The sequence below is a fragment of the Brevundimonas sp. genome, assembly GCF_965279155.1.
GTDB lineage: Bacteria > Pseudomonadota > Alphaproteobacteria > Caulobacterales > Caulobacteraceae > Brevundimonas.
The window spans coordinates 83,418-104,581 of the sequence record NZ_OZ257138.1 but is presented as its reverse complement, the minus strand read 5'-3'; the positions used below and the strand labels follow the sequence as shown (position 1 = coordinate 104,581).

Genomic DNA, 21,164 nt, shown 5'->3' with positions numbered 1-21,164 from the left:
GGCTCCGACGTTTCACTGTGTTCAGGGTTTCGGCAGCCAACCGAGGTCGGCGCTGATGGCGTTGGCGGCGTCGGTGACGGTCTTGGTCAGTTCCGTCATCCGGGCGTCGGACATGTATTGGGCGGCCGAGGAGACGCTGAGCGCGGCGACGATATGGCCGTCAACCGAACGGATCGGGGCGGCGACGCAGCGGATCTGGTCCTCGTTCTCTTCAAGGTCGAAGGCGTAGCCCTTCTGAGCATAGCCATGCATCCGTTCCAGCCAGACGGCGCGGGCCGACGAATCAAAGGGCGCGCCTTCGGGCGCATAGAAGTCGATCCAGTCCGGCTCGGACTTGTCGAGAATCAGGGCCTTGCCCAGACCGGTCGAGGCGATGGGATGCCGCTCCCCCAGCCGAGAGCCGATGTTGATGCGCCGGCGACCGGCGACCTTGTCCAGATAGAGCGCATGTCGGCCGTCCAGTACGCCCAGGTGAACCGTGTCGTCGGTCTGGGCCGACAGCTGTTCCAGCCAGGGCCGGGCGACGCGCGGCAGATGCATCTGCTGGCTGGCCGCATGGCCCAGTTCCAGCAGTTTCGGGCCCAGGCTGTAGCCCTCGCGCGGACGGAACGACAGCAGGCGACGATCGACCAGGGCCGAGGCCAGGCGGTGGGTCGTGCTGCGGGTAAGGTCCAGCTTCTCGGACAGCTCGGCCAGAGGCAGCGAGCCCTCCATCAGGGCGTCGATCACGTCCAGGCCGCGCAGAAGGGTCTGACTGCCGGACGCCTTGGCGCCGACTTCTTCTTCCCCATCGACCTGTGCGGTCTTGATTGACGCCACTCGTCCCATTTCGTAATCCTCATTCTCAGAATGTAGCAAAACACGCAAGCTTGTCCGGGGAACTGGGTTGAGTTTGACGCGGCGCACGGAGGAAAGCCAGTGAAATCCCGTATGATGGGAGCAAATCACCAAATGCCGGTGATTTCTCAATGAGCCGCCTGCCGAAGATCAAACACGTCCGCGCCCTCGTCGTGAAGAACGACGGAACCGGGGGCGGCGCCGACTATCACGACCAAGGCGACGGCCACTGGATCGACGACCATATCGCCACGCCGATGGCGAAATATCCCGAGTATCGCCAGAGCCGCCGCAGCTTCGGGATCAATGTGCTGGGCACCCTGGTGGTCGAGATCGAAGCCGAGAACGGCGTGGTCGGCTTCGCGGCGACGACCGGCGGCGAACCCGCCGCCTATATCGTCGAGAAACACCTAGCGCGCTTCCTGGAAGGCCGCGATCCGTCCGAGGTCGAGAAGATCTGGGACCAGATGTATTTCTCGACCCAGTATTACGGCCGCAAGGGTCTGGTGGTGAACGCCATCTCCGGCGTCGATCTGGCGTTGTGGGATCTTCTTGGCCGCCTGCGCCAGGAGCCGGTCTTCGCCATGCTGGGCGGACCGGTGCGCGAAGAGCTTACCTTCTACGCCACCGGCGCACGACCCGACAAAGCCAAGGAACTGGGCTTCATCGGCGGCAAGATGCCCCTGCACCACGCACCCGCAGAGGGTGAGGAAGGTCTGCGCAAGAACCTGGCCGAGCTGGAGGCCATGCGGAACGCCTGCGGCGACGACTTCTGGCTGATGTTCGATTGCTGGATGGCGCTGGACCTGAACTACGCCACCCGCCTGGCCCACGAGGCGCACAAGCTGGGCCTGAAATGGATCGAGGAGGCGCTGAGCCCCGACGACTACTGGGGCTATCAGGCGCTGAAGAAGAACGCCCCCAAGGGGATGCTGGTCACCACCGGCGAGCACGAGGCCACCCGCTGGGGCTTCCGCATGCTGCTGGAAATGGAATGTTGCGACATTATCCAGCCGGACGTGGGCTGGTGCGGCGGCGTGACCGAGCTGATCAAGATCTCCGCCATGGCCGACGCCAAGGGCGTGCTGATGATCCCGCACGGATCCAGCGTCTATTCCTACCACTTCGTCGTGACGCGCCATAACAGCCCGTTCGCGGAGTTCCTGATGATGGCCCCCGGCGCCGACGAGGTCGTGCCCATGTTCCATCCGCAACTGATCGGCGAACCGGTTCCGGTGAACGGCAAGCTCAAGGTTCCCGACACGCCCGGTTTCGGCGTCGAGCTGAACCGCGACATCGCCCTGCATCGCCCCTACGCGCGCTAAGACGAAAGACACTCAAGAATGAAACTGCTGCGTTACGGCCCCAAGGGCCAGGAAAAGCCGGGCACGCTGGACGCCGACGGACGCATCCGCGACCTGTCGGGCGTCGTCGCCGACATCACGCCGGACCAACTGCATGGCGCGGCGCTTCAGGCGCTGAAGGCCATCGACCCGACCACGCTTCCCCTGGTCGAGGGCGAACCCCGCTATGGCGTGCCGGTGAGCGGCAGCCGCAAGTTCATCGCCATCGGCCTCAACTTCGCCGACCATGCCGCCGAATCCAACCTGCCCATCCCGGGCGAGCCCGTCGTCTTCACCAAGGCCATAACCTGCCTGAACGGGCCGAACGACGACGTCATCATTCCGCGCGGCTCGGAAAAGACAGACTGGGAAGTCGAGCTGGGAATCGTCATCGGCAAGCCCGCCACCTACGTCACCCAGGACGAGGCGCTGGATCACGTCGCCGGCTATGTGCTGATCAACGACGTGTCCGAGCGCGCCTATCAGACCGAGCGCGGCGGCACCTGGGACAAGGGCAAGGGTTGCGACACCTTCGGCCCTGTCGGCCCCTGGATCGTCACGACCGACGAGGTCGGCGACGTCCAGGACCTGGACATGTGGCTGGACCTGAACGGCAAGCGTATGCAGACCGGCAATACGAAGACCATGATCTTCGGCGTCGCCGAGATCGTCTCCTATCTGTCGGAGTTCATGACGCTGGAGCCCGGCGACCTGATCACCACGGGCACCCCTCCGGGCGTGGGCCTGGGCCAGAAGCCGCCGCTCTATCTGAAGGCCGGGGACACGGTCCGCCTGGGCATCCAGAAACTGGGCGAACAGGGCCAGAACTTCGTGGCGTGGTCGCGATGAGCGCGTTTCAAGGCCGTTTCGCGGGCCGCACCGCCGTCGTCACCGGCGGCGCCTCGGGCCTGGGCAAGGCCTCGGCCGCCCGCATCGTCGCCGAGGGCGGCAAGGTCGTGCTGTGGGATCTGAACGCCGATGCGCTGAAGGCGGCGGCCGAAGAGATCGGCGCGACCCACGTCGTGGCCTTGGACGTCTCGGACGCCGACGCCGTCGCTGCGGCGGCCGAGGAATCCAACAAAGCGCTGGGCAAGATCGACATCCTGATCGCCTCGGCCGGCATCACCGGAGCCACCGTGCCCGTGCATGAGTTTCCGATCGACAGTTGGAAACTGGTCGTGGACATCAACCTGAACGGTGTCTTCTACTGCTCGCGCGCCATCGTGCCCTTCATGCTCGAGAACGGCTATGGCCGGATCGTCAACGTCGCCTCGGTGGCTGGCAAGGAAGGCAATCCCAACGCCAGCGCCTATTCGGCGTCCAAGGCCGGGGTGATCGGCTTCACCAAGTCGCTGGGCAAGGAACTGGCCGGCAAGGGCGTCATCGCCAACAGCCTGACCCCCGCCACCTTCGAAAGCCCGATCCTGGCGCAACTGCCCCAGAGCCAGGTCGACTACATGCGCTCCAAAATCCCCATGGGCCGCCTGGGCGAGGTCGAGGAAAGCGCGGCAATGGTCTGTTTCATGGCGTCCGAGGAATGCAGCTTCACCACCGCTTCGACGTTCGATACGTCGGGCGGCCGCACGACCTACTGAGGAGCCGACAGGTGGGCAGCGACCTTCGCATCGTCGATAGCCACGTCCACCTGTGGGACCTGTCGCGTGCGCGCTATGGCTGGCTTCAGGACGATCCCCTGCCGAACAATCCGGCAGGGGAGATGTCGCCCATCGCGCACAAGAACTATCTTCTGAAGGACTACCTCGCCGACACCGCCGGCTGGCGCGTGGACAAGATCGTCCACGTCGAGGCCGGCCAGCCCATCGGCCGGCAACTGGCCGAAACCGACTGGCTCCAGTCGCTGGCGGATGACTACGGCTATCCGCACGCCATCGTCGCCGGCGCCGATCTGCTCGACCCCGACCTCGACGCCCTGCTGGAGGCCCACGCGGCCCGGCCGAACGTGCGCGGCGTGCGCCAGATCGTCTGCTGGCACGAGGATCTGCTGAAGACCTATACCGACCGCGATCTGCTGCGCGATCCGCTGTGGATCGAGGGGCTGGCCAAGCTGGCGCGGCATGGCCTGTCGTTCGACCTGCAGCTGTATCCGTCGCAGATGGCGACCGCCGCCATCATCGCCGCGCGCCATCCCGACATTCCCATGATCGTCAACCACGCCGGCCTGCCGACCGACTGCGACGACATCGGCATGGAGCGCTGGCGCACGGGTCTGCGCCTGCTGGCCGCCCAGCCCCAGGTCTCGATCAAGATCTCCGGCCTGGGCATCACCGACCGCGCCTGGACGCCCGAAAGCATCCGGCCCGTCGTCCTGGACTGCATCGACATCTTCGGGACCCAGCGCGCCATGTTCGCCTCCGACTTCCCCGTCGAAAGCGTCCACGGAAGCTTCGACGCCTTCTACTCCGCCTTCGACGCGATCACGGCCGACTTCTCGGCCGACGAGCGCGACCGCCTGTTCGCCGCCAACGCCGAGGCGATCTACCGCATCTGACACCCATCCTGCCGAAGCCGCAGCAAGACGGCTAGGCCCCGAGGACATCCAGGAGAGTACCCCATGGTCATCGAGACCGACGCCACACACACACCCGGCGGACTCGCCAAACCAGCCGGTTCGCTGAAAGGCCCGCTGGCCTTCGCCATCGCCTGCTTCCTGATCTGGGGCCTGGCCTATGGTCTCCTGGACGTGCTGAACAAGCATTTCCAGGAGACGCTGAGCATCAGCCAGGCAGACAGCGCCTGGCTGCAGATTGCCTATTTCGGGGCCTATCTGCTGCTGTCGATCCCGGCTGGCATGCTGCTGAACGCGCGAGGCTACAAGTTCGGCATCGTGTCGGGCTTGGCGGTCACCGCCATCGGCGCCCTCTTGTTCATTCCGGCGGCGGGCGCGGGCGCCTTCCTGCCCTTCGTCGGCTCGATGTTTGTGCTTGCCGCCGGCCTGTGCATCCTGGAGACCAGCGCCGACACCTACGTCAACGTCCTGGGCGATCCGGCGAAGGCCTCCCAGCGGCTGAACCTGGCCCAGTCGTTCAATGCCCTGGGCGTCTTCTTCGGCCCGCTGATCGGCGGCGCGGTCTTCTTCAGCCCGACCACGACCGAAGCCTTGGGCGGCGCGACCCGCTCGATCCAGATCGTCTACGGGCTGATCGCCGTCGGCGTGGTCCTGTTCGCCCTCGCCGTCTGGCGCGCCCGCCTGCCCGAGACCGGCCTGTCGGATCACGGCGGCGCGGTCGAAGGCGACGCCCCCGCCCTGCCCCTGTCCAAACAGCCGCACTTCATCGCCGGCGTGATCACCCAGGCCCTCTACATCGGCGCCCAGGTCGGCATCGGCGCCTATTTCATCAATCTGGTGACTCACAACTGGCAGGGCCTGACCAGCCAGCAAGGCGCCTTCATGCTGTCGCTGGCGGCCATCGGCTATCTGGTCGGCCGCTTCTTCGCCACCGCCCTTCTGCTGAAGGTCAGGCCCCGCGTCCTGCTGACCACCTATGGCGTGATCAATGTGGTCCTGACCCTGGTCGTGGCCGCAGGGATCAACATCGTCTCGCCGATCGCCCTGATCGCCGTCTTCTTCTTCATGTCCACCATGTTCGCCACCATCTTCGCCCTGGGCACCACCGGCCTGGGCGCCGGCACCAAGAAGGCGTCCTCCCTGATGGTCATGGCCATCGGCGGCGGCGTGCTGTTGCCTTGGCCCATGGGCAAGATCGCCGACCTCTACGGCGCCAATGTCGCCTTCCTGCTGCCCGCCGTCTGCTTCGCCGTCGTCGCCTGGTACGGCTGGAAGGGCGCTGGCCTTGGACTGAAGAAGGATGCCGCCTGATGCGTCTTCGCACCGCCCTCCTCGCCTTCACCCTGCTGGCCGGTCCCACGGCCGCCTGCGCCCAGACGGTGACGCCTACCGCCGCCGTCGCGCCCGCCGCGCCGATAGACCGGCACGCCCTGGTCACCCGCCACAACGTCAGCCTGACCGCCATCGACCGCCACGCCCCGATCATGCTGGGCAACGGCGACCTGGGCTTCACCGCCGACATCACAGGGCTCCAGACCTTCCCGGAGCAGTATTCGGAACTGGCCCCCCTGCTGACCATGGCCCAGTGGGCCTGGCACAGTTTCCCCAATCCGAACGGCTATACCGAACAGGACGGCCTGATCGACGTGCCCGTGCCGGGTCGGGGCGAGCAGCCCTATGCCTGGATGAAATCGTGGGACGTGGCGGAAACCCAGCCCGCGTACACGTGGCTGCGGGCCAATCCGCATCGGTTCTCGCTCAGCCGCATCGGCCTGACCTTCGCCGACGGCAAGCCGCTGGACTTCACCAAGGTCGCCGACACGCGCCAGACGCTGGACCTGTGGTCCGGCGCCCTGACCAGCCGCTTCACCTATGACGGCCAGCCGGTCGAGGTCGTGACCCGCGTCCACCCGACGCTGGACATGGTCATGGTCGAGATCGCCTCGCCCCTGGTCGCCGCCCAGGGTCTGGGCGTCCAGGTCCGCTATCCGGGCGTGAACCCCGCCATCAATCCCGACCCGACGACGTTCGAGGCCTCTGGCGCGCAAAGCCTGAGCATCGTCGCCTCCGACACGGGCGACGTCCACATTCGCCGCACCCTGGACGACACCACCTATTATTCCGGCATCACCGCTTCCGGTAAGATCGAACAGAGCGGCGCCGACGCCTTCCGCGTTGCCACCGCTGGTCGCGACCGGCTGACCGTCATGGTCCGTTTCGATCAGCAGGAGCCCGTCGAGAAGACACCCGCCTATTCCGCCGGCGTCCAGGCGACCGCCGCACACTGGAACGCCTTCTGGACCCAGGGCGGCGCCGTCGATTTTTCGGGGTCAACCGACCCGCGCGCAGCCGAGCTGGAGCGGCGTGTGGTCCTGTCGCAATACCTGTCGGCCGTTAACGGCGCCGGCGAACTGCCGCCGCAAGAAGAGGGCCTGTTGTCCAACAGCTGGTACGGCAAGTTCCACCTGGAAATGCACCCCTGGCATTCCGGCTGGCAGGCCATGTGGGGCCATCCCGACATGCTGGAGCGCAGCCTGCCCTGGTATGTCGGCAATCTGGACAACGCCCGCGCCGAGGCCGCCCGTCACCACGTCAAGGGCGCCTGGTGGCCCAAGATGGTCGGGCCCGAGGGCCGCAACAGCCCCAGCCTGGTCTCGCCCTTCATCATGTGGCAGCAGCCGCATCCGATCCTGCTGGCCGAACTGGTCTGGCGCGCCGAGAAGGATCAGGCCGTGCTGGATCGATATGGCGAGGTGGTCGAGGCGACCGCCGACCTGTTGGCCTCCTGGCCCATCGAACACGACGGCCGGCTGAACCTGGGCACGCCGATGATCCCGGCCCAGGAGAACTACGATCCCCTGACCACGGTGAACCCGACCTTCGAGGTCGAGTATTTCCGCTGGGCGCTGGAAACCGCCCAAGCTTGGCGCGAACGCAAGGGCCAGGCCCGCCGCGCCGATTGGGATCAGGCGTTAGCGAAGATCGCGCCGCCGCCGATGAAGGACGGCCTTTATCTGCCGATCGAAAACCTGCCGGACTTCTGGGAGACGGCCATGTCCGACGCCTGTCGCAAGCACGCGGCGGCGGCCCAGTGCAAGAACCGCGACCATCCCTCCTTCCTGATGGCCTATGGCTTCATCCCTGGCGCGCGGATCGATCCGGCCGCCATGCGCCGCACCTTCGAGGCGGTCGAGCAGAACTGGGATGTACGCCAGACCTGGGGCTGGGACTTCCCGATGATGGCCATGACCGCCGCCCGCGTCGGCGAACCGGAAAAGGCCGTGGACTGGCTGTTCGCCGATCTGAAGAACAATCAGTGGGGCGTCACCGGCATGACCCCGCGCGTCCACCTGGACGAGCACGCCGACGAACTGGTGCCCGTCTCGGCCGGGGCAGGCGGCGTCGAAATGGCGGTCAATCCCGACGGTCCCGGCTATCGCCGCGCCGCCGAGACCTATTTCCCCTCCAATGGGTCGCTGCTGATGGCCGTCGGCCTGATGGCGGCGGGCTGGGACGGGTCGAGCGGCCACGCCCCGGGCTTTCCGAAGGACGGCTGGACCATCCGGGTCGAAGGCCTGACCCCCGCGCCGTAATCCAGAAAAACCGAGAGGAACGCCCCAATGACGACCTCCAGACGCACCGCCCTGAAGGCCCTGTTCGCGGCCCCCGCCGTCGGCGCCTTCGCCACCACGAACGTCCAGGCCCAGCAGGCCGCGACCGCAGCCCCGCCAGCGCCGGGCCAGATCCCCGTCTGGCCCGCGCCCAACACCGCACCGCCCTCGACCCAGGAGACGCCGGTCGAGCGGTCGCGCTGGGATGGCCCGGTCCCGACCGAGTGGGTCGACCCCAAGACCGACCACCGCATCCGCCGCGTCTCGCCCGACGGCGGGGGCGGAAAGCCCTATTTCTACAAGAACATGTTCCTGCCGCCCAAGGCCGGCGCGCCTGACCTGATGGTCATCTCGACGCCCCAGGGCATCTCGACCGTCGATCTGGCGACCTGGGCCGTCAGCGTCCTGGTCCCCGAGCACGACGCCGACCTGATGTTCACCGGCCGCAAGGGCCGCAACGTCTATTATTCCGTCACCGAGCCTGGCGAAGGTCAACTGATGGACCGCGCCAAGACCCTGTTCGTCATCGACGCCGACACCAAACAACGTCGCGAGATCGGCCGGATCCCGAACGGTCAGATCAATTCGGTCAACGCCGACGAGACCCTGCTGCTGGGCTTCGTCGCCTATGACAGCCAGCCGATTCAGCCGACCGTGCCCGATCCCCGCAATCGCCGCTTCGACCAGGCCGAATACGAAGCCAATGGGCCGGACGGAAAGCCGCTGAATTTCGCCCGCGCCAAGGGCGTGCGGATGCTACAGCGCTGGGCCGCCGGCTATCCGATGGAGATCTTCGTCATCGACCTGGCGACGGGCGAGCGGCGCGTGATCCACAAGACCAACGAATGGATCGGCCACACCCAGTTCTCGCCCACCGATCCGCAGCAGATCATCTTCTGCCACGAAGGCCCCTGGCACCGTGTGGACCGGATGTGGGCCATCCGCGCAGACGGCACGGGCCTGAGGAAAACCCATCAGCGGACGATGAACTTCGAGATTTTCGGCCACGAATGGTTCAGCCCAGATGGAAAGCAGGTGCTCTATGACCTGCAGACCCCGCGCGGCCAGGTCTTCTGGGTCGCCTCGGTCGATCTGGAGACGGGCCGTCGCGTCTATCGCCGGGTCGAGCAGAACGACTGGTCCGTCCACTACAACGTCTCGCCGGACGGGACCCTGTTCGCCGGCGACGGCGGCGACGGCGACATGGTCGCCCATGCGCCCGACGGCAAATGGATCGTCCTGCTGCGTCCCGAACCAATCGTCGACGCCGATCCGTCCAGCGACAAGGACGACCAGATATTCGTCGAATATCTGCGCTCGGAACGGCTGGTGGACCTGTCGAACCACGACTACCGGCTGGAGCCGAATCTGACCTTCACGCCGGACGCCAAATGGATCGTCTTCGTGTCGAACATGCACGGCGCCAACCACGTCTACGCCGTCGAAGTCGAGCGCCGCGCCTAGGAAACATCGACGATTTGTCGAGACCCGACGCCTGAATTGTCGAGGTTTTGTCGAGAATTTTCGACGGATTGTGTCGGCCTAAACATCACCTTGTTGCAAAATGCGGGAAGCTGTTGCAATAAACGGCACGTCGCCAATCCGACTATGCGCGACATCATACCAAAAAATGACACCGGTGCCAGATGGCCGCCGGGATGGGGAGAGAACGAATGCGACGGACCAACACCCGGACTCTGTGCGCCGTTGGCGTGTCCCTGGCGGCCCTGATGGGCGCTTCGTCGGCGCTGGCTCAGACCGCCCCTGCCGTTGAGCCCGCAGCCGAGGAAGCCGCCCAGGACGACGCGACCGTCATCGATGAAATCGTCGTCACCGGCTTCCGCTCCAGCCTGCAGCAGGCGCTGAACATCAAGCGCAGCGAAGCCGGCGCGGTGGACGCCATCTTTGCCGAAGACATGGCAGACTTCCCTGATCAGAACCTGGCCGAGGCCATTCAACGTCTGCCGGGCGTGACCATAGAACGCGTCAACGGCCAGGGTACGACCATTTCGGTTCGCGGCCTCAACTCCGACTTTACCCGCACGCGCATCAACGGCCTGGAAGCCCAGGCCGCATCCGGCGGCAACCGCAGCCGCAGCTTCGACTTCTCGATGTTCGCGTCCGAGCTGTTCAACAGCATCAAGGTCCGCAAGACCCAGTCTGCCGAGATCGAGGAAGGCTCGCTGGGCGCCACCGTCGATCTGCAGACTGGCCGCCCGCTGGACTTCAGCGGCAGCGGCTTCAACTCCGCCCTGTCGGCGCAGGCCTCGTACAACGACCTGTCGGAGAAGACTATCCCGCGTCTGGCGGGCCTGCTCAGCTGGTCGAACGAAGACCGCACCTTCGGAGCCCTGCTCTCGGTCGCCTACTCCGAACGTTCGCCGATCCTGGGCAGTTTCAACACCACGCGCTGGCAGAAAGGCAATCCGCTGGATGTGAACCCGGTCACCGGTTCACCTTACGGACGTGGCCAGAACTTCGGCAACTGCATTCCCTGCACGACGACGGCACAGCGCGATGCGGTCCTGAATGCCTTCTATCCGCGCATCCCGCGTTACACCCTCGGCAATACTCAAGAAGATCGCCTGGGCATGACCGGCTCCCTGCAATGGCGGCCCAGCGATCGCACCGAGGCGGTGCTGGACGTGCTGTGGTCGCGGGCCAACTCGGAACTGGAAAGCCCCAACATCGAGGCCTGGTCGTTCAGCCGCGCCAATGTGAACAGTGTCGTCGTGCGCGACTATGAGATCGACGCCGACAAGAACATCCTGTCGTACGGCGTCTTCGACAACATGCTGGTGCGGGCCGAGAACGGCTTCACGCGCAACGAAAGCAACTTCTACCAGGCGTCGCTGAACGTGCGTCACGACTTCACGGACCGCTTGCGCGGCAATCTGAAGATCGGCGCCAACCGCTCGGAAGCGCGCACGCCGATGAACGTCGCCTATGCCTTCGAGGCCGCTGGCGTGAACGGCTACAGCTTCGACTTCCGAGAGGACGATCGCAAGCCGACGATCAACTACGGCTTCGATGTCACTTCAGGTCAGCGTTTCACCCTGGTCAACGCCACGCGCAGCACCTCTGGCGGCAACTTCGACAACCAGGTCGGCGCCGGTTCGCTGGCCTACGACTGGTCCGACTCGCTGACCTTCAAGCTGGGCGGCGAATACCGCACCTATGGTTTCGAGACCTTCGGCCTGACGCGCACCAAGACCAACCCGACCGGCGCGGACCGCCTGACGGGCGTGGACAGCATCGGCCGCGTCGTCGACATCTCGGGCGGCGTGGACGCGGGCGCGGGCTCCGACCTGTCGTTCATCGTTCCCGACATCTCGAAAATCGCCGACTTCCTCAGCTTCTACGACGACCCCTTGGTCGCCAACCGCAGCGAGCGGGAAGTGGACGAGACGGACAAGGGCGTCTTCCTCCAGGCGGACTTCAACACGACCGTCGCCGGCATGGTCCTGCGCGGCAACGCCGGCATCCGCTACGCCCAGACCGAGGTCACGGCCAAGGGTTGGCAGACGATCGCCACGGGCACACCGCCCGTCACCACCTACGACTACGTCACGACTGAGAACGACTACGAAGACGTGCTTCCGTCCTTCAACCTGGCGCTGGAACCGCGTGAGGCCCTGGTCATCCGCCTGGGCGCCGCCAAGGTGATGTCGCGTCCGACATTGGGCGACCTGACGCCCGGCGGCAGTGTGTCTCCGACGACGCGAACCGTCTCCTACGGCAACCCCCTGCTCGATCCGTTCCGCGCCACCAACTACGACTTCTCGGTCGAATGGTATTTCCAGAACGAAGGCCTGCTGGCCGGCGCCCTCTTCTACAAAGACATCGACAGCTTCATCACCTCCGAGACTGTGGGCATTCCCTACAACCAGTTGGGCCTGCCGAACGAACTGCTGCAAGGCGCGGCCTCCCCGACCGACATTTTCCAGGTCACACGTCGCCTGAACGGCGCAGGCGGGGCGCTGAAGGGGATCGAGATCCAGTACCAGCAGCCCTTCACCTTCCTGCCCGGCCTGTGGTCCAACTTCGGCTTCACCGGCAACGTCACCTGGGTCGATTCCGAGGTCAGCTACGGCACGGCCGGCAAGAACCGTCTGACGGGCCAGTCGAAGAACACCGCCAACGCGACCCTGTATTACGAGGACGGCCCCTTCCAGGCCCGCGTCTCGGTCGCGCACCGCAGCCAGTATCTGCTATCCTTCCCCGGCTCGAACGGCAACTCGGAAGAGGGCGTCAACGACACCACCAATATCGACGCCTCCATGTCGTACGAGTTCACGCCGAACCTGACCTTCTCGCTCGAAGGCATCAACCTGACTGACGCTTATACCGATCGCTACGTCGATGTGACGGACCGCGTGTCCGACTACCGTCACACCGGCCGAGAGATCGCCGTGGGATTGCGCTGGAAGTACTGATCTTCCCTCCCTGACGCTTCTAGCGCGATAGACTAAAGGCCCGGAGCGAACCGCTCCGGGCCTTCTTTTTGTTCGGTGCTGAAGATGTGCGGACGGGTGTCAGGCGACCCGTGGGCGCAGGCCGGTGACACCCGTCGAGTCCGTCACCTTGGGCCCCTTGCCGTCCAGGGTGTCGATCTTGCAGTCGCGGAAGCGCCAGTTCTCGGCGTTGGCGATGGCGCCCGCGTCCTGTACGTCCCAGTCCATCTGTTCGAAGGTGAAGTTCTTCAGCAGCGCCTCGGGATAGGCGGCCGCCGCAAAGCCGACCTTACCGCCGACGGCCTTGATGTTCGACAGGCGGACGTCGTGGATGCGGGGAATGCCCTGTTCGCGCGGGACCGGCGTGGCCAGGGCGCGCCAATAGTCGGGGATGTCGGCGATGCCCGCCGGGATCTGGGCGTAGCTGTAGTTCGGATACCAGTTCAGATTGACCTGCATCAGCGTCCGCACATCCTGCAGATGGATGTCGCGCAGGCGGATGTTGGAAATCACGCCGCCGCGCGTGTGGCCAGACTTGAAGAAGATGCCCAGCGGCACGGGGTATTCGATCCGCAGGCCCGACACCTCGATGTCGTCGAAGCCGCCCGAGGTTTCCGACCCGAACGTCATGCCGGCCAGGGCGTCGCGGACGATACAGTCGCGGATCTTTACCTGGCGGCACGGGCGGGCGACACGCAGGCCGTCCCAGTCGCGGCCGGCCTTGATGCAGATGGCGTCGTCGTTGACCGACAGGTCGCACCGCTCGACCAGCACCCGCTCGGACGAGTCGATGTCTATCCCGTCCGTCGAGGGTCCGCGGCCGCCCAGGTTGTTGCGGATGATCAGGTCGGAAACCTTCACGTCACGCGAATAGCAGACATGCACGGTCCAGAAGCCGGACCGCGCCAGGTTCAGGCCCGAGACCTCGACCTGCTGGGAATCATAGACATGGATCAGCCGGGGCCGACGACAGTCGTAATCGGCGGCCCAGCGCAGGTCGCGCGGGTCATAGTCGCGACGCATGGCCCAATAGGAGTCCCAGAAGACCTTGCCGTCGCCATCGACCAGGCCCTCGCCGGTGATCCTGGCGTTCTGCTGCTGATAGATATTCAGCAGTCCGGCGGGCCAGTCCATCTCCACCCCGGCGACGCGGGTGCGGACCATCGGATAGGCGTCTAGATTCTGAACCCCGCGCAGGGTCGCGCCTCGGCCGATCGACAGGGTCACGCCCGACTTCACGAACAGTGAACCGGACAGATAGAGACCGGGCTTCAGCACCACCACGCCTCCGCCCTGCCCAGCTGCCGCATCGATGGCGGCCTGGATCGGGCGGGTGTTGATCGTTACGCCATCGCCGACCGCGCCATAGTCGGCGGCGTCGAAGGTCCGACCGACCGATTGAGCGAAAGCCGGCGCGGCGGAGGCGAGCGCGCCGGTCAGGCCGAGTTGCAGCAGGGAGCGACGATGCATGGGCGTTTTCCTTCGCCGTCTGCGCGGCGTCTCACATTATGCTTATTCGTCCCACGATAATGGACAAGCCGTGAGACGCAAGCGCCCGCGTGTCACAGCCGTCAGAGATAGGCCCCCACCTGCCAGGGCACGAACTCGTTGTCGCCGACGCCCAGGGCCTCGGACTTTGACGGTTCGCCCGAGGCGACATCCAGCATCTTCTGGAAGATGACGGCGCCGACCTCGGCCAAGCTGGTCCCGGTCAGGACGGGCGAGGCGTCGATGTCCATGTCCTCGTCCATCCAGTTCGCCAGTTTGGCGTTGGAGGCGACCTTGATCGACGGCGCGGGCTTGGCGCCGAAGACCGAACCCCGGCCCGTGGTGAAGACGATCAGATTGGCGCCCGAGGCGATCTGGCCCGTGGCCGAGCACGGGTCGTATCCGGGGCTGTCCATGAAGCTGAGCCCCTTGGCCTGAAGCGGTTCGGCATAGCCGATGACGTCGTTCAGCGGCGTGGAGCCCGACTTGGCCACCGCGCCCAGCGACTTTTCCAGGATGGTGGTCAGGCCGCCCTTCAGATTTCCCGGCGACGGATTGTTGTTCAACTCCATCTGATGGCGGTCTGCATAGTCGCGCCACCACTCCAGACGCGCGTTCAGCTTGTCCGCCACGTCCTGCGACGCCGCACGCCGAAGCAGCAGGTGTTCGGCGCCCCAGATCTCGGGCGTTTCAGACAGCATGGCCGAGCCGCCGTGGGCGACCAGCAGATCCACCGCCGCGCCAAGGGCCGGATTGGCGGTGACGCCGGACCAGCCGTCCGAACCGCCGCATTGCAAGCCGACTGTCAGGTGGGAGGCGGAAACGGGCCGGCGCTGCACCTTCGCCGCCTCGGCGACCAGGTCGCGAACGACCTCGATCCCGGCCTCGATGGCGCGAGCGGTTCCGCCGGCCTCCTGAATGGTCAGGGCGCGCAGATGCGGACCGGATTGGAGGCCTTCGTTGGCCAGCCAGGCGGGGATTTGATTGGCCTCGCAGCCCAGGCCGACGATCAGGATGGAATGGAAGTTCGGATGTCGGGCATAGCCGGCCAGGGTCCGCTGCAGCAGGGTCACATCGCTGCTGAGCGAAGAACCGCCGCAGCCGCCCTGGTGTGTAAAGGCGACGACGCCGTCCACACCCTTGGGCAGGCTGGAATCCGGGAAGGCGTCGGCGATCCGCCGCGCCACGGTGGCCGAACAGTTCACGCTGGTCAGGACGCCGATATAGTTGCGCGTGCCGATCCGACCGTCCGGGCGGACGATGCCATTAAAGGTGGCGCCTGAAAGGGGCGCTGGCGGGCGGAGGTCGGCCCCAACCTCGGCCTCGCGTCCGTCGTCGGCCATGGCAAGGTTATGGACGTGGACGTGATCCCCCGCCGCAATAGCGGTCTTGGCGCGGCCGATGACCTGGCCGTAGCGACGGACCAGACCGCCTTCCTCCATCGCATGACGCGCGATCTTGTGTCCGGTGGCGATGTCGGCGCGCGCTGGCACGTCCAGTCCATCGGGCGCATCGCCGGTCGCGATGTCGTCCAGGGCGATGGCGACGTCGTCGGCGGGGTTCAGAATCAGGACGCGAGACATGGACTACTCCGCTGCCAGAAGCGCGGCCTCGACCGCGCCGTTCTGGCTGAGCGACAGATAGGCGCCCGTGACCGCGATCGCGAACCGGTCGTCGGCGGCGAGCGCGGGCGGGAAGACGGCGGACAGGCTCAGCAGAGCCGAAACCCGCGCCTGGTCGTCAGCGGCGCCGGCCAGCAGTTCGGCGGTCTTCGACGCCAGAGGGTCGTCGACGACGAAGCCTTCGCCGCTTTCGGTCACGCCCGACTGCCATTTCATCCAGGCGGCGACGCCGAGAGCCATGGCGTCGATACCCTGCCCGGCCGCCAGACGTTCGGCGGCGCCCGCCAGCAGGCGCTGGGGCAGTTTCTGCGAGCCGTCCATGGCGATCTGGCGCGTGCGGTGCATCAGGGCCGAGTTGGAGAACCGGGCCATCAGCTCGTCGCGATAGGCGGGGATATCCAGGCCCGCCGGCGGGTTCAACGTGGTCTGCGCCTCGTCCCACAGGGCCTCGACATAGGCGCGGAAGGCGGGGACGGCGACGGCCTCGTGGACATGCTCGTATCCCGACAGGGCGCCCAGATAGGCGATGGCCGAATGGGCGCCGTTCAGCAGGCGCAGCTTGGCGTCCTCCCACGGTTCGACCGCGTCGGTCAGTTGCACACCCAGCGCGGCGAAATCCGGCCGTTCGCCCGCGAACCGGTCCTCGATCACCCATTGGGTGAAGGGCTCGGCCTTTACCATGCCCTGGTCCTCGACGCCGAGACAGGCCGTCAGGCGAACGATGTCGTCGGGGATGGTCGCCGGGACGATCCGGTCGATCATGGTCTGCGGGAAGGCGCCCTCCGCCTCGATCCAGTCGGCTAGTGACGGGTCGATATGGCGGGCCATGGCGATGACCCCGGCGCGGATGCGCTTGCCGTTGTGGGGAAGGTTGTCGCAACTGATGACGGTGAAGGGCTTCAACCCCGCCGCCTTCCTCGCCCGCAACGCTGCAACGATGAAGCCGGGCGCGGTGCGAGGCACGGCGATGTTGGCCAGGTCGGCGGCGACATCCGCGTCGTCCAGCAGCAGGTCGCCCGTCGCCGGATCGAGGCGATAGCCCTTTTCGGTCACGGTCAGGGTGACGATGTGGACATCCGCGTCGGCCATGGCCGCGACCAGGGCGGCGGGGTCTTCCGGCCCGACCAGAACGCCGCGACCGGCGCCGATGACGCGCAGATGCTCGTCCGATCCGTCACGCACGACCAAGGTGTAGAGGCCGTCCTGCGGATTCAGCTGGTCACGCACGCCGGGCGACCGCAGCGAGGCGCCCAGCACGCCCCAGCGCAGGTCGCCTCCCCTGATCGCATCGTCAAACACGACCGCCTGGTGGGCGCGGTGGAAGGCGCCGATGCCCAGATGGACCACGCCGGTCTTTACCTGGGCGCGGTCGTAACTCGGAACGGCGACATCGGCGGGCATGTCCTTCAGGACCGCATCGGAAAGGCGGGTCACAGCTTGTAGGCCGCCTTGACCAGGCCATAGGTCAGGGCGTGGGCCAGTTCGTGGGCCTCATCCTCTTCCATCCGGTGCTCGACCACCAGCTTGGCCAGGAAGCCGCAGTCCATGCGCCGGGCCACGTCGTGACGGGCCGGGATCGACAGGAAGGCCCGCGTGTCGTCGTTGAATCCGACGGTGTTGTAGAAGCCCGCCGTCTCGGTGACCTGTTCGCGGAAGCGACGCATGCCCTCAGGGCTGTCGTGGAACCACCAGCTGGGGCCCAGCTTCAGCGCCGGATAATGGCCGGCCAAGGGCGCCAGTTCGCGGCTGTAGCTGGTCTCGTCCAGGGTGAAGAGGATCAGGGTCAGGCGCGTGTCCGAACCAAACCGGTCCAGCAGCGGCTTCAACGCCCGGACGTAATCCGTCTGGGTCGGGATGTCGCAACCCTTGTCGCGGCCGAAGCGGTTGAAGACGGTGGCCGAGTGGTTGCGGAAACTGCCGGGGTGCAGTTGCATCACCAGGCCGTCTTCCACTGACATGGCGGCCATCTCGGTCAGCATCTGGCCGCGGAACAGCTCGGCATCGGCAGGCGTCGCCGGCGCGGTCGAGACGCGCTTGAACAGGGCCTCGGCTTCGACCTTTGGCAGGTCGGCGGTGAAGGCGGTGGGGTGACCGTGGTCGGTCGAGGTGGCGCCCATCTCGATGAAGAAGGCCCGGCGGTCGCGCAGGGCCTGCAGGTAGCCATCCCACGACAGGGTGTCGCGGCCGGTCTGTTCGGCCAGGTTCTTCAGATTGTCGCGGAAACCCTCATAGTCGGGGTCCAGAACCGGGTCGGGGCGATAGGCGGTCAGCACCCTGCCCTTCCAGCCCGAGGCCGCAATGGCCTTATGGTGTTCCAGCGTGTCGAGCGGGCTCTCGGTCGTGGTCAGAACCTCGATGTTGTAGCGGTCGAACAGGGCGCGGGGCCTGAAGGTGTCGGTCTTCAGCGCGGCGTCGATGATGTCGTAGTAGTGGTCCGCCGTCTCAGCCGACAGCCGCACGTCGATGCCGAAGGCCTCGGCATAGACCCAGTCGTGCCACATGCGCGACGGCGTGCCGCGGAACAGGTGATAGTTCTCGGCGAACCGGCGCCAAATCACACGCGGATCGGTCTCGACGGGACCGCCGTCGGCGCGGGGAACCCCCAGATCCTCCATCGCCATCCCCTGCGAATGCAGCATGCGGAAGACATAGTGGTCGGGCGTGATCAGCAGTTCGGCCGGATTGGCGAAGGGTTCGTTCAGGGCGAACCAGCTCGGGTCCGTGTGGCCGTGCGGGCTGATGATCGGCAGGCCCTTGATCTCGGCATACAGACGGCGCGCGACCGCGCGGGTGTCGGCGTCGGCCGGAAACAGGCGATCGGGATTAAGCTTGAGCGGGTGAGCCATGACGTCCTTCACTGGTCCTCAATACGGAGGCGTTGGATCGCCTCGCAAGTCTGATCTCACCAGATACTATGTCGCGGAGAAAAAGACACCGGTTACCTTGGCGTGCCATTTTGTCCACCTTATGGTACTCGACGGCAAATAATGAAAAGCGCGAGTTTCAGCGCTTCGGAGGACACAGATGGCTTATCGTTCGTTCCGCGTGGGCGCAGGCCTGACCGCCGCCCTGATGGCGACCACCCTGCTGACCGGCCCGGTCGCGGCCCAGACGGGCCGTAGCGCGCCCCTGCCTCCCGGCGTCGAACCCACTTGGCTGGAGCCGACGCCGAGGCCGGCGCTGAATGTCGATCCGACCGTGCTGCCCTCCCGCGCCGAGGCCCTGGCCGCCGCCGAATATGTCACGGCGTCGCAGATCGCGGCCATGGCGGGGGAGCCCCTGGCCCTGTCGACCGGCAGCAATCTGACGCAGATGTCGTCCAACTGGGTGGCCGCCACCTTCTACGTCGGGGCGGCGCGGCTGGCGCGCGTGTCGGATGATCCGGAAACCCTGCGGTTCCTGACCGCCGTGGCCGAACACTATAACTACAGCGTGCGCGGCGCCCGGTCGGGGCCGACCATGCTGAACGCCGACGATATCGCCATCGGCGACCTGTATGAGGAACTCTACGCCCGGCGCCGCCAGGAAGGCCTGCTGATGCCGCTACGCCAGCGGCTGGATTGGCAGGTTCCGCACCTGAATCGATCGGTCGATACCCCGGCCCTGGTCTGGTGGTGGGCCGACGCCCTGTTCATGGCCCCGCCGGTGCTGGCGCGGATGTCGGCCCTGACCGGCGATCCCAAATATCTGACGGCGGCCGACCGGGAATGGCGACGCACGGCTGAGCATCTTTGGGTTCCCGAACAGCGGCTTTTCCTGCGCGACGAACGGTTCAAGGACCGCACCGAGGCGAACGGCGCGCCCATCTACTGGTCGCGCGCCAACGCCTGGACCATGGCGGGTCTGGCGCGCTGGCTGGAGAGCCTGCCCGCCGACCATGCGAACCGGGCCTATTACGTCGACCTGTTCCAGAAGCTGTCGAGCCGCATCCTGGAACTGCAGCAGGACGACGGCCTGTGGCGCGCCAGCCTGTTGGCGCCCGAGGTCTATCCCGAAGCCGAGACCTCCGGGTCCGGCTTCTATGTCTATGGCCTGGCCTGGGGCATCAACCACGGCTTGCTGGATCGCGAGATCTATCTGCCGGCGGTGACCAAGGGTTGGTCGGCGCTGAACCGCCATGTCTTGCCCAGCGGCTTGATCGGCGCGGCGCAGAAGACCGGCGACATGCCGGTGCATACCCGACCGGAAGAGACCGGCCTCTACGCCACCGGCGCCTATGTGCTGGCGGGGCTGGAGATCGCGGACCTGAACGGCCCGGTCCAGTCCCTGCCCCAGGCCGAGCCAGAGCGCGACACGCCCGAGGTCATCGCCGCCACCACCCCGACGCCGCCCGCCCCCGTCACCGTCGTCGGCGAGGAGGAACTGCGTCGCCGCGCCGAAGAGATGCGCGCCACCGCCGCCCTGTCCTATGACCCGGCCCGGCTGAACAGGCCCTCGACGATCGAACGCCTGACGCCGCCGACCGCCGAAGAGCAGCGCCCGCGCGCCGTCGCCCGTTTCGCGCCGGATCGGTTCGACGACCTGCTGTGGGAAAACGACCGCGTCGCCCACCGCATCTATGGCCCCGCGCTGGAAGGCCGAGAGCCGCCATCGGGATCGGGCATCGACGTCTGGGCCAAGCGTGTCCGCTACCCCTTCATGGACCGCCAGCTGAAGTTCCCGAACTATCACACCGACCGGGGAGAGGGCCTCGACTACTACGATGTCGGCCGGGGTCGCGGCGCCGGGGGCCTGGGCGTCTGGCAGGACAACAAGCTGTGGACCAGCCGCAACTTCAAAACCTATCGCATTGAAGAGACAGGCGAAGACGAGGCGCGCTTCAGCGTCGATTACGCCCCCTGGCCCGTCGATGTGAACCGCCGGGTCTGGGAGACGCGCGACTTCTCCCTGCCCATGGGGTCCAACTTCACCCGCATGACCTCGACGCTGAACTCGGACAGCACCGAGACCCTGATCGTCGGCATCGGCATAACCCGGCGCACCAACGACAACGGCTCCGGCTTCGTCACCCGCGACGCCGCCAACGGCCGCCTGATGTTCTGGGAGCCGGAAAACCCCGAGCACGGCGGGATCGGCATCGCCATCCTGGTCGATCCGGCCATGGTCGAGGGCTTCGCCCAGGACGCGGACAACTATCTGATCCTGCTGCGCGTCACGCCGGGCCAGCCCTTCACCTACTATATGGGATCGGCCTGGGACGGCGGGCTGGACTTCAAGACCCGCGAGGCCTGGGAAAGCTTCGTCGCCAGCTACACGCCGCCCGTTCCGTGGCGGTGACGGGC

Annotated in this window: 14 protein-coding genes; 9 read left to right on the top strand and 5 right to left on the bottom strand. The window is 66.2% G+C overall.

Annotation, left to right across the window (positions count from 1 at the left end; all coding sequences use genetic code 11):
* Positions 1 to 21: 21 nt before the first annotated feature.
* The gene (locus tag ACQY72_RS00465; protein ID WP_159850817.1) at positions 22 to 828 is read right to left on the bottom strand and encodes an IclR family transcriptional regulator; all 807 of its coding nucleotides are present in this window, start codon (positions 826 to 828) and stop codon (positions 22 to 24) included.
* A gap of 140 nt (positions 829 to 968) precedes the next feature.
* On the opposite strand from ACQY72_RS00465, the gene rhmD reads away from it, so the two are divergent.
* The 8 genes from rhmD to ACQY72_RS00425 all read left to right on the top strand — a co-directional run bounded on the left by rhmD (position 969) and on the right by ACQY72_RS00425 (position 12,754).
* Positions 969 to 2,162 carry an L-rhamnonate dehydratase gene (gene rhmD, locus ACQY72_RS00460; RefSeq protein WP_428154969.1) on the top strand — a complete coding sequence of 398 codons (1,194 nt, stop codon included), beginning with the start codon at positions 969 to 971 and terminating at the stop codon, positions 2,160 to 2,162.
* An 18-nt stretch (positions 2,163 to 2,180) separates the two neighbouring features.
* The gene (locus ACQY72_RS00455) at positions 2,181 to 3,029 is read left to right on the top strand and encodes a fumarylacetoacetate hydrolase family protein (protein WP_428154967.1); all 849 of its coding nucleotides are present in this window, start codon (positions 2,181 to 2,183) and stop codon (positions 3,027 to 3,029) included.
* Entirely contained in the window at positions 3,026 to 3,775 is a 750-nt protein-coding gene (locus tag ACQY72_RS00450) for an SDR family NAD(P)-dependent oxidoreductase (RefSeq protein WP_428154966.1), read from the top strand. Before ACQY72_RS00455 ends, ACQY72_RS00450 begins: the two co-directional genes overlap by 4 nt.
* 11 nt (positions 3,776 to 3,786) lie before the next feature.
* Complete coding sequence (locus ACQY72_RS00445) at positions 3,787 to 4,689, top strand: amidohydrolase family protein (protein ID WP_428154964.1); 903 nt, start codon at positions 3,787 to 3,789, stop codon at positions 4,687 to 4,689.
* A 63-nt stretch (positions 4,690 to 4,752) separates the two neighbouring features.
* Complete coding sequence (locus ACQY72_RS00440) at positions 4,753 to 6,018, top strand: sugar MFS transporter (protein ID WP_428154963.1); 1,266 nt, start codon at positions 4,753 to 4,755, stop codon at positions 6,016 to 6,018.
* Positions 6,018 to 8,300, top strand: a complete 2,283-nt coding sequence (locus tag ACQY72_RS00435; protein ID WP_428154962.1) for a hypothetical protein — start codon at positions 6,018 to 6,020, stop codon at positions 8,298 to 8,300. Before ACQY72_RS00440 ends, ACQY72_RS00435 begins: the two co-directional genes overlap by 1 nt.
* Positions 8,301 to 8,327: 27 nt before the next feature.
* Positions 8,328 to 9,782, top strand: coding sequence for an oligogalacturonate lyase family protein (locus tag ACQY72_RS00430; protein ID WP_428154961.1), 1,455 nt, complete (start codon positions 8,328 to 8,330; stop codon positions 9,780 to 9,782).
* A gap of 209 nt (positions 9,783 to 9,991) precedes the next feature.
* Positions 9,992 to 12,754: a TonB-dependent receptor gene (locus ACQY72_RS00425; protein WP_428154960.1), complete on the top strand. Its 2,763-nt coding sequence runs from the start codon at positions 9,992 to 9,994 to the stop codon at positions 12,752 to 12,754.
* Positions 12,755 to 12,853: 99 nt separating this feature from the next.
* Here the strand turns inward: ACQY72_RS00425 and ACQY72_RS00420 are convergent, their stop codons facing one another.
* The 4 genes from ACQY72_RS00420 to uxaC all read right to left on the bottom strand — a co-directional run bounded on the left by ACQY72_RS00420 (position 12,854) and on the right by uxaC (position 18,728).
* Positions 12,854 to 14,242, bottom strand: a complete 1,389-nt coding sequence (locus ACQY72_RS00420; RefSeq protein ID WP_428154958.1) for a glycoside hydrolase family 28 protein — start codon at positions 14,240 to 14,242, stop codon at positions 12,854 to 12,856.
* A 101-nt stretch (positions 14,243 to 14,343) separates the two neighbouring features.
* The gene (locus ACQY72_RS00415; RefSeq protein ID WP_428154956.1) at positions 14,344 to 15,843 is read right to left on the bottom strand and encodes a UxaA family hydrolase; all 1,500 of its coding nucleotides are present in this window, start codon (positions 15,841 to 15,843) and stop codon (positions 14,344 to 14,346) included.
* A gap of 3 nt (positions 15,844 to 15,846) precedes the next feature.
* Positions 15,847 to 17,316, bottom strand: a complete 1,470-nt coding sequence (locus ACQY72_RS00410) for a mannitol dehydrogenase family protein (RefSeq protein WP_428154954.1) — start codon at positions 17,314 to 17,316, stop codon at positions 15,847 to 15,849.
* Positions 17,313 to 18,728, bottom strand: a complete 1,416-nt coding sequence (gene uxaC / locus ACQY72_RS00405) for a glucuronate isomerase (protein WP_428154952.1) — start codon at positions 18,726 to 18,728, stop codon at positions 17,313 to 17,315. The genes ACQY72_RS00410 and uxaC overlap by 4 nt, the downstream gene beginning before the upstream one ends.
* A gap of 178 nt (positions 18,729 to 18,906) precedes the next feature.
* Between uxaC and ACQY72_RS00400 the strand changes: the two genes are divergently transcribed.
* Positions 18,907 to 21,159 (top strand): glycoside hydrolase family 88 protein, encoded by a 2,253-nt coding sequence (locus ACQY72_RS00400; RefSeq protein WP_428154950.1) that lies wholly within the window; start codon positions 18,907 to 18,909, stop codon positions 21,157 to 21,159.
* Positions 21,160 to 21,164 lie beyond the last annotated feature (5 nt).

Excerpts from the sequence above, each read along its gene's own strand:
- ACQY72_RS00465 (WP_159850817.1), bottom strand. The coding sequence starts at position 828 with ATGGGACGAGTGGCGTCAATCAAGACCGCACAGGTCGATGGGGAAGAA.
- rhmD (WP_428154969.1), top strand. The coding sequence starts at position 969 with ATGAGCCGCCTGCCGAAGATCAAACACGTCCGCGCCCTCGTCGTGAAG.
- ACQY72_RS00455 (WP_428154967.1), top strand. The coding sequence starts at position 2,181 with ATGAAACTGCTGCGTTACGGCCCCAAGGGCCAGGAAAAGCCGGGCACG.
- ACQY72_RS00450 (WP_428154966.1), top strand. The coding sequence starts at position 3,026 with ATGAGCGCGTTTCAAGGCCGTTTCGCGGGCCGCACCGCCGTCGTCACC.
- ACQY72_RS00440 (WP_428154963.1), top strand. The coding sequence starts at position 4,753 with ATGGTCATCGAGACCGACGCCACACACACACCCGGCGGACTCGCCAAA.
- ACQY72_RS00435 (WP_428154962.1), top strand. The coding sequence starts at position 6,018 with ATGCGTCTTCGCACCGCCCTCCTCGCCTTCACCCTGCTGGCCGGTCCC.
- ACQY72_RS00430 (WP_428154961.1), top strand. The coding sequence starts at position 8,328 with ATGACGACCTCCAGACGCACCGCCCTGAAGGCCCTGTTCGCGGCCCCC.
- ACQY72_RS00425 (WP_428154960.1), top strand. The coding sequence starts at position 9,992 with ATGCGACGGACCAACACCCGGACTCTGTGCGCCGTTGGCGTGTCCCTG.
- ACQY72_RS00420 (WP_428154958.1), bottom strand. The coding sequence starts at position 14,242 with ATGCATCGTCGCTCCCTGCTGCAACTCGGCCTGACCGGCGCGCTCGCC.
- ACQY72_RS00415 (WP_428154956.1), bottom strand. The coding sequence starts at position 15,843 with ATGTCTCGCGTCCTGATTCTGAACCCCGCCGACGACGTCGCCATCGCC.
- uxaC (WP_428154952.1), bottom strand. The coding sequence starts at position 18,728 with ATGGCTCACCCGCTCAAGCTTAATCCCGATCGCCTGTTTCCGGCCGAC.
- ACQY72_RS00400 (WP_428154950.1), top strand. The coding sequence starts at position 18,907 with ATGGCTTATCGTTCGTTCCGCGTGGGCGCAGGCCTGACCGCCGCCCTG.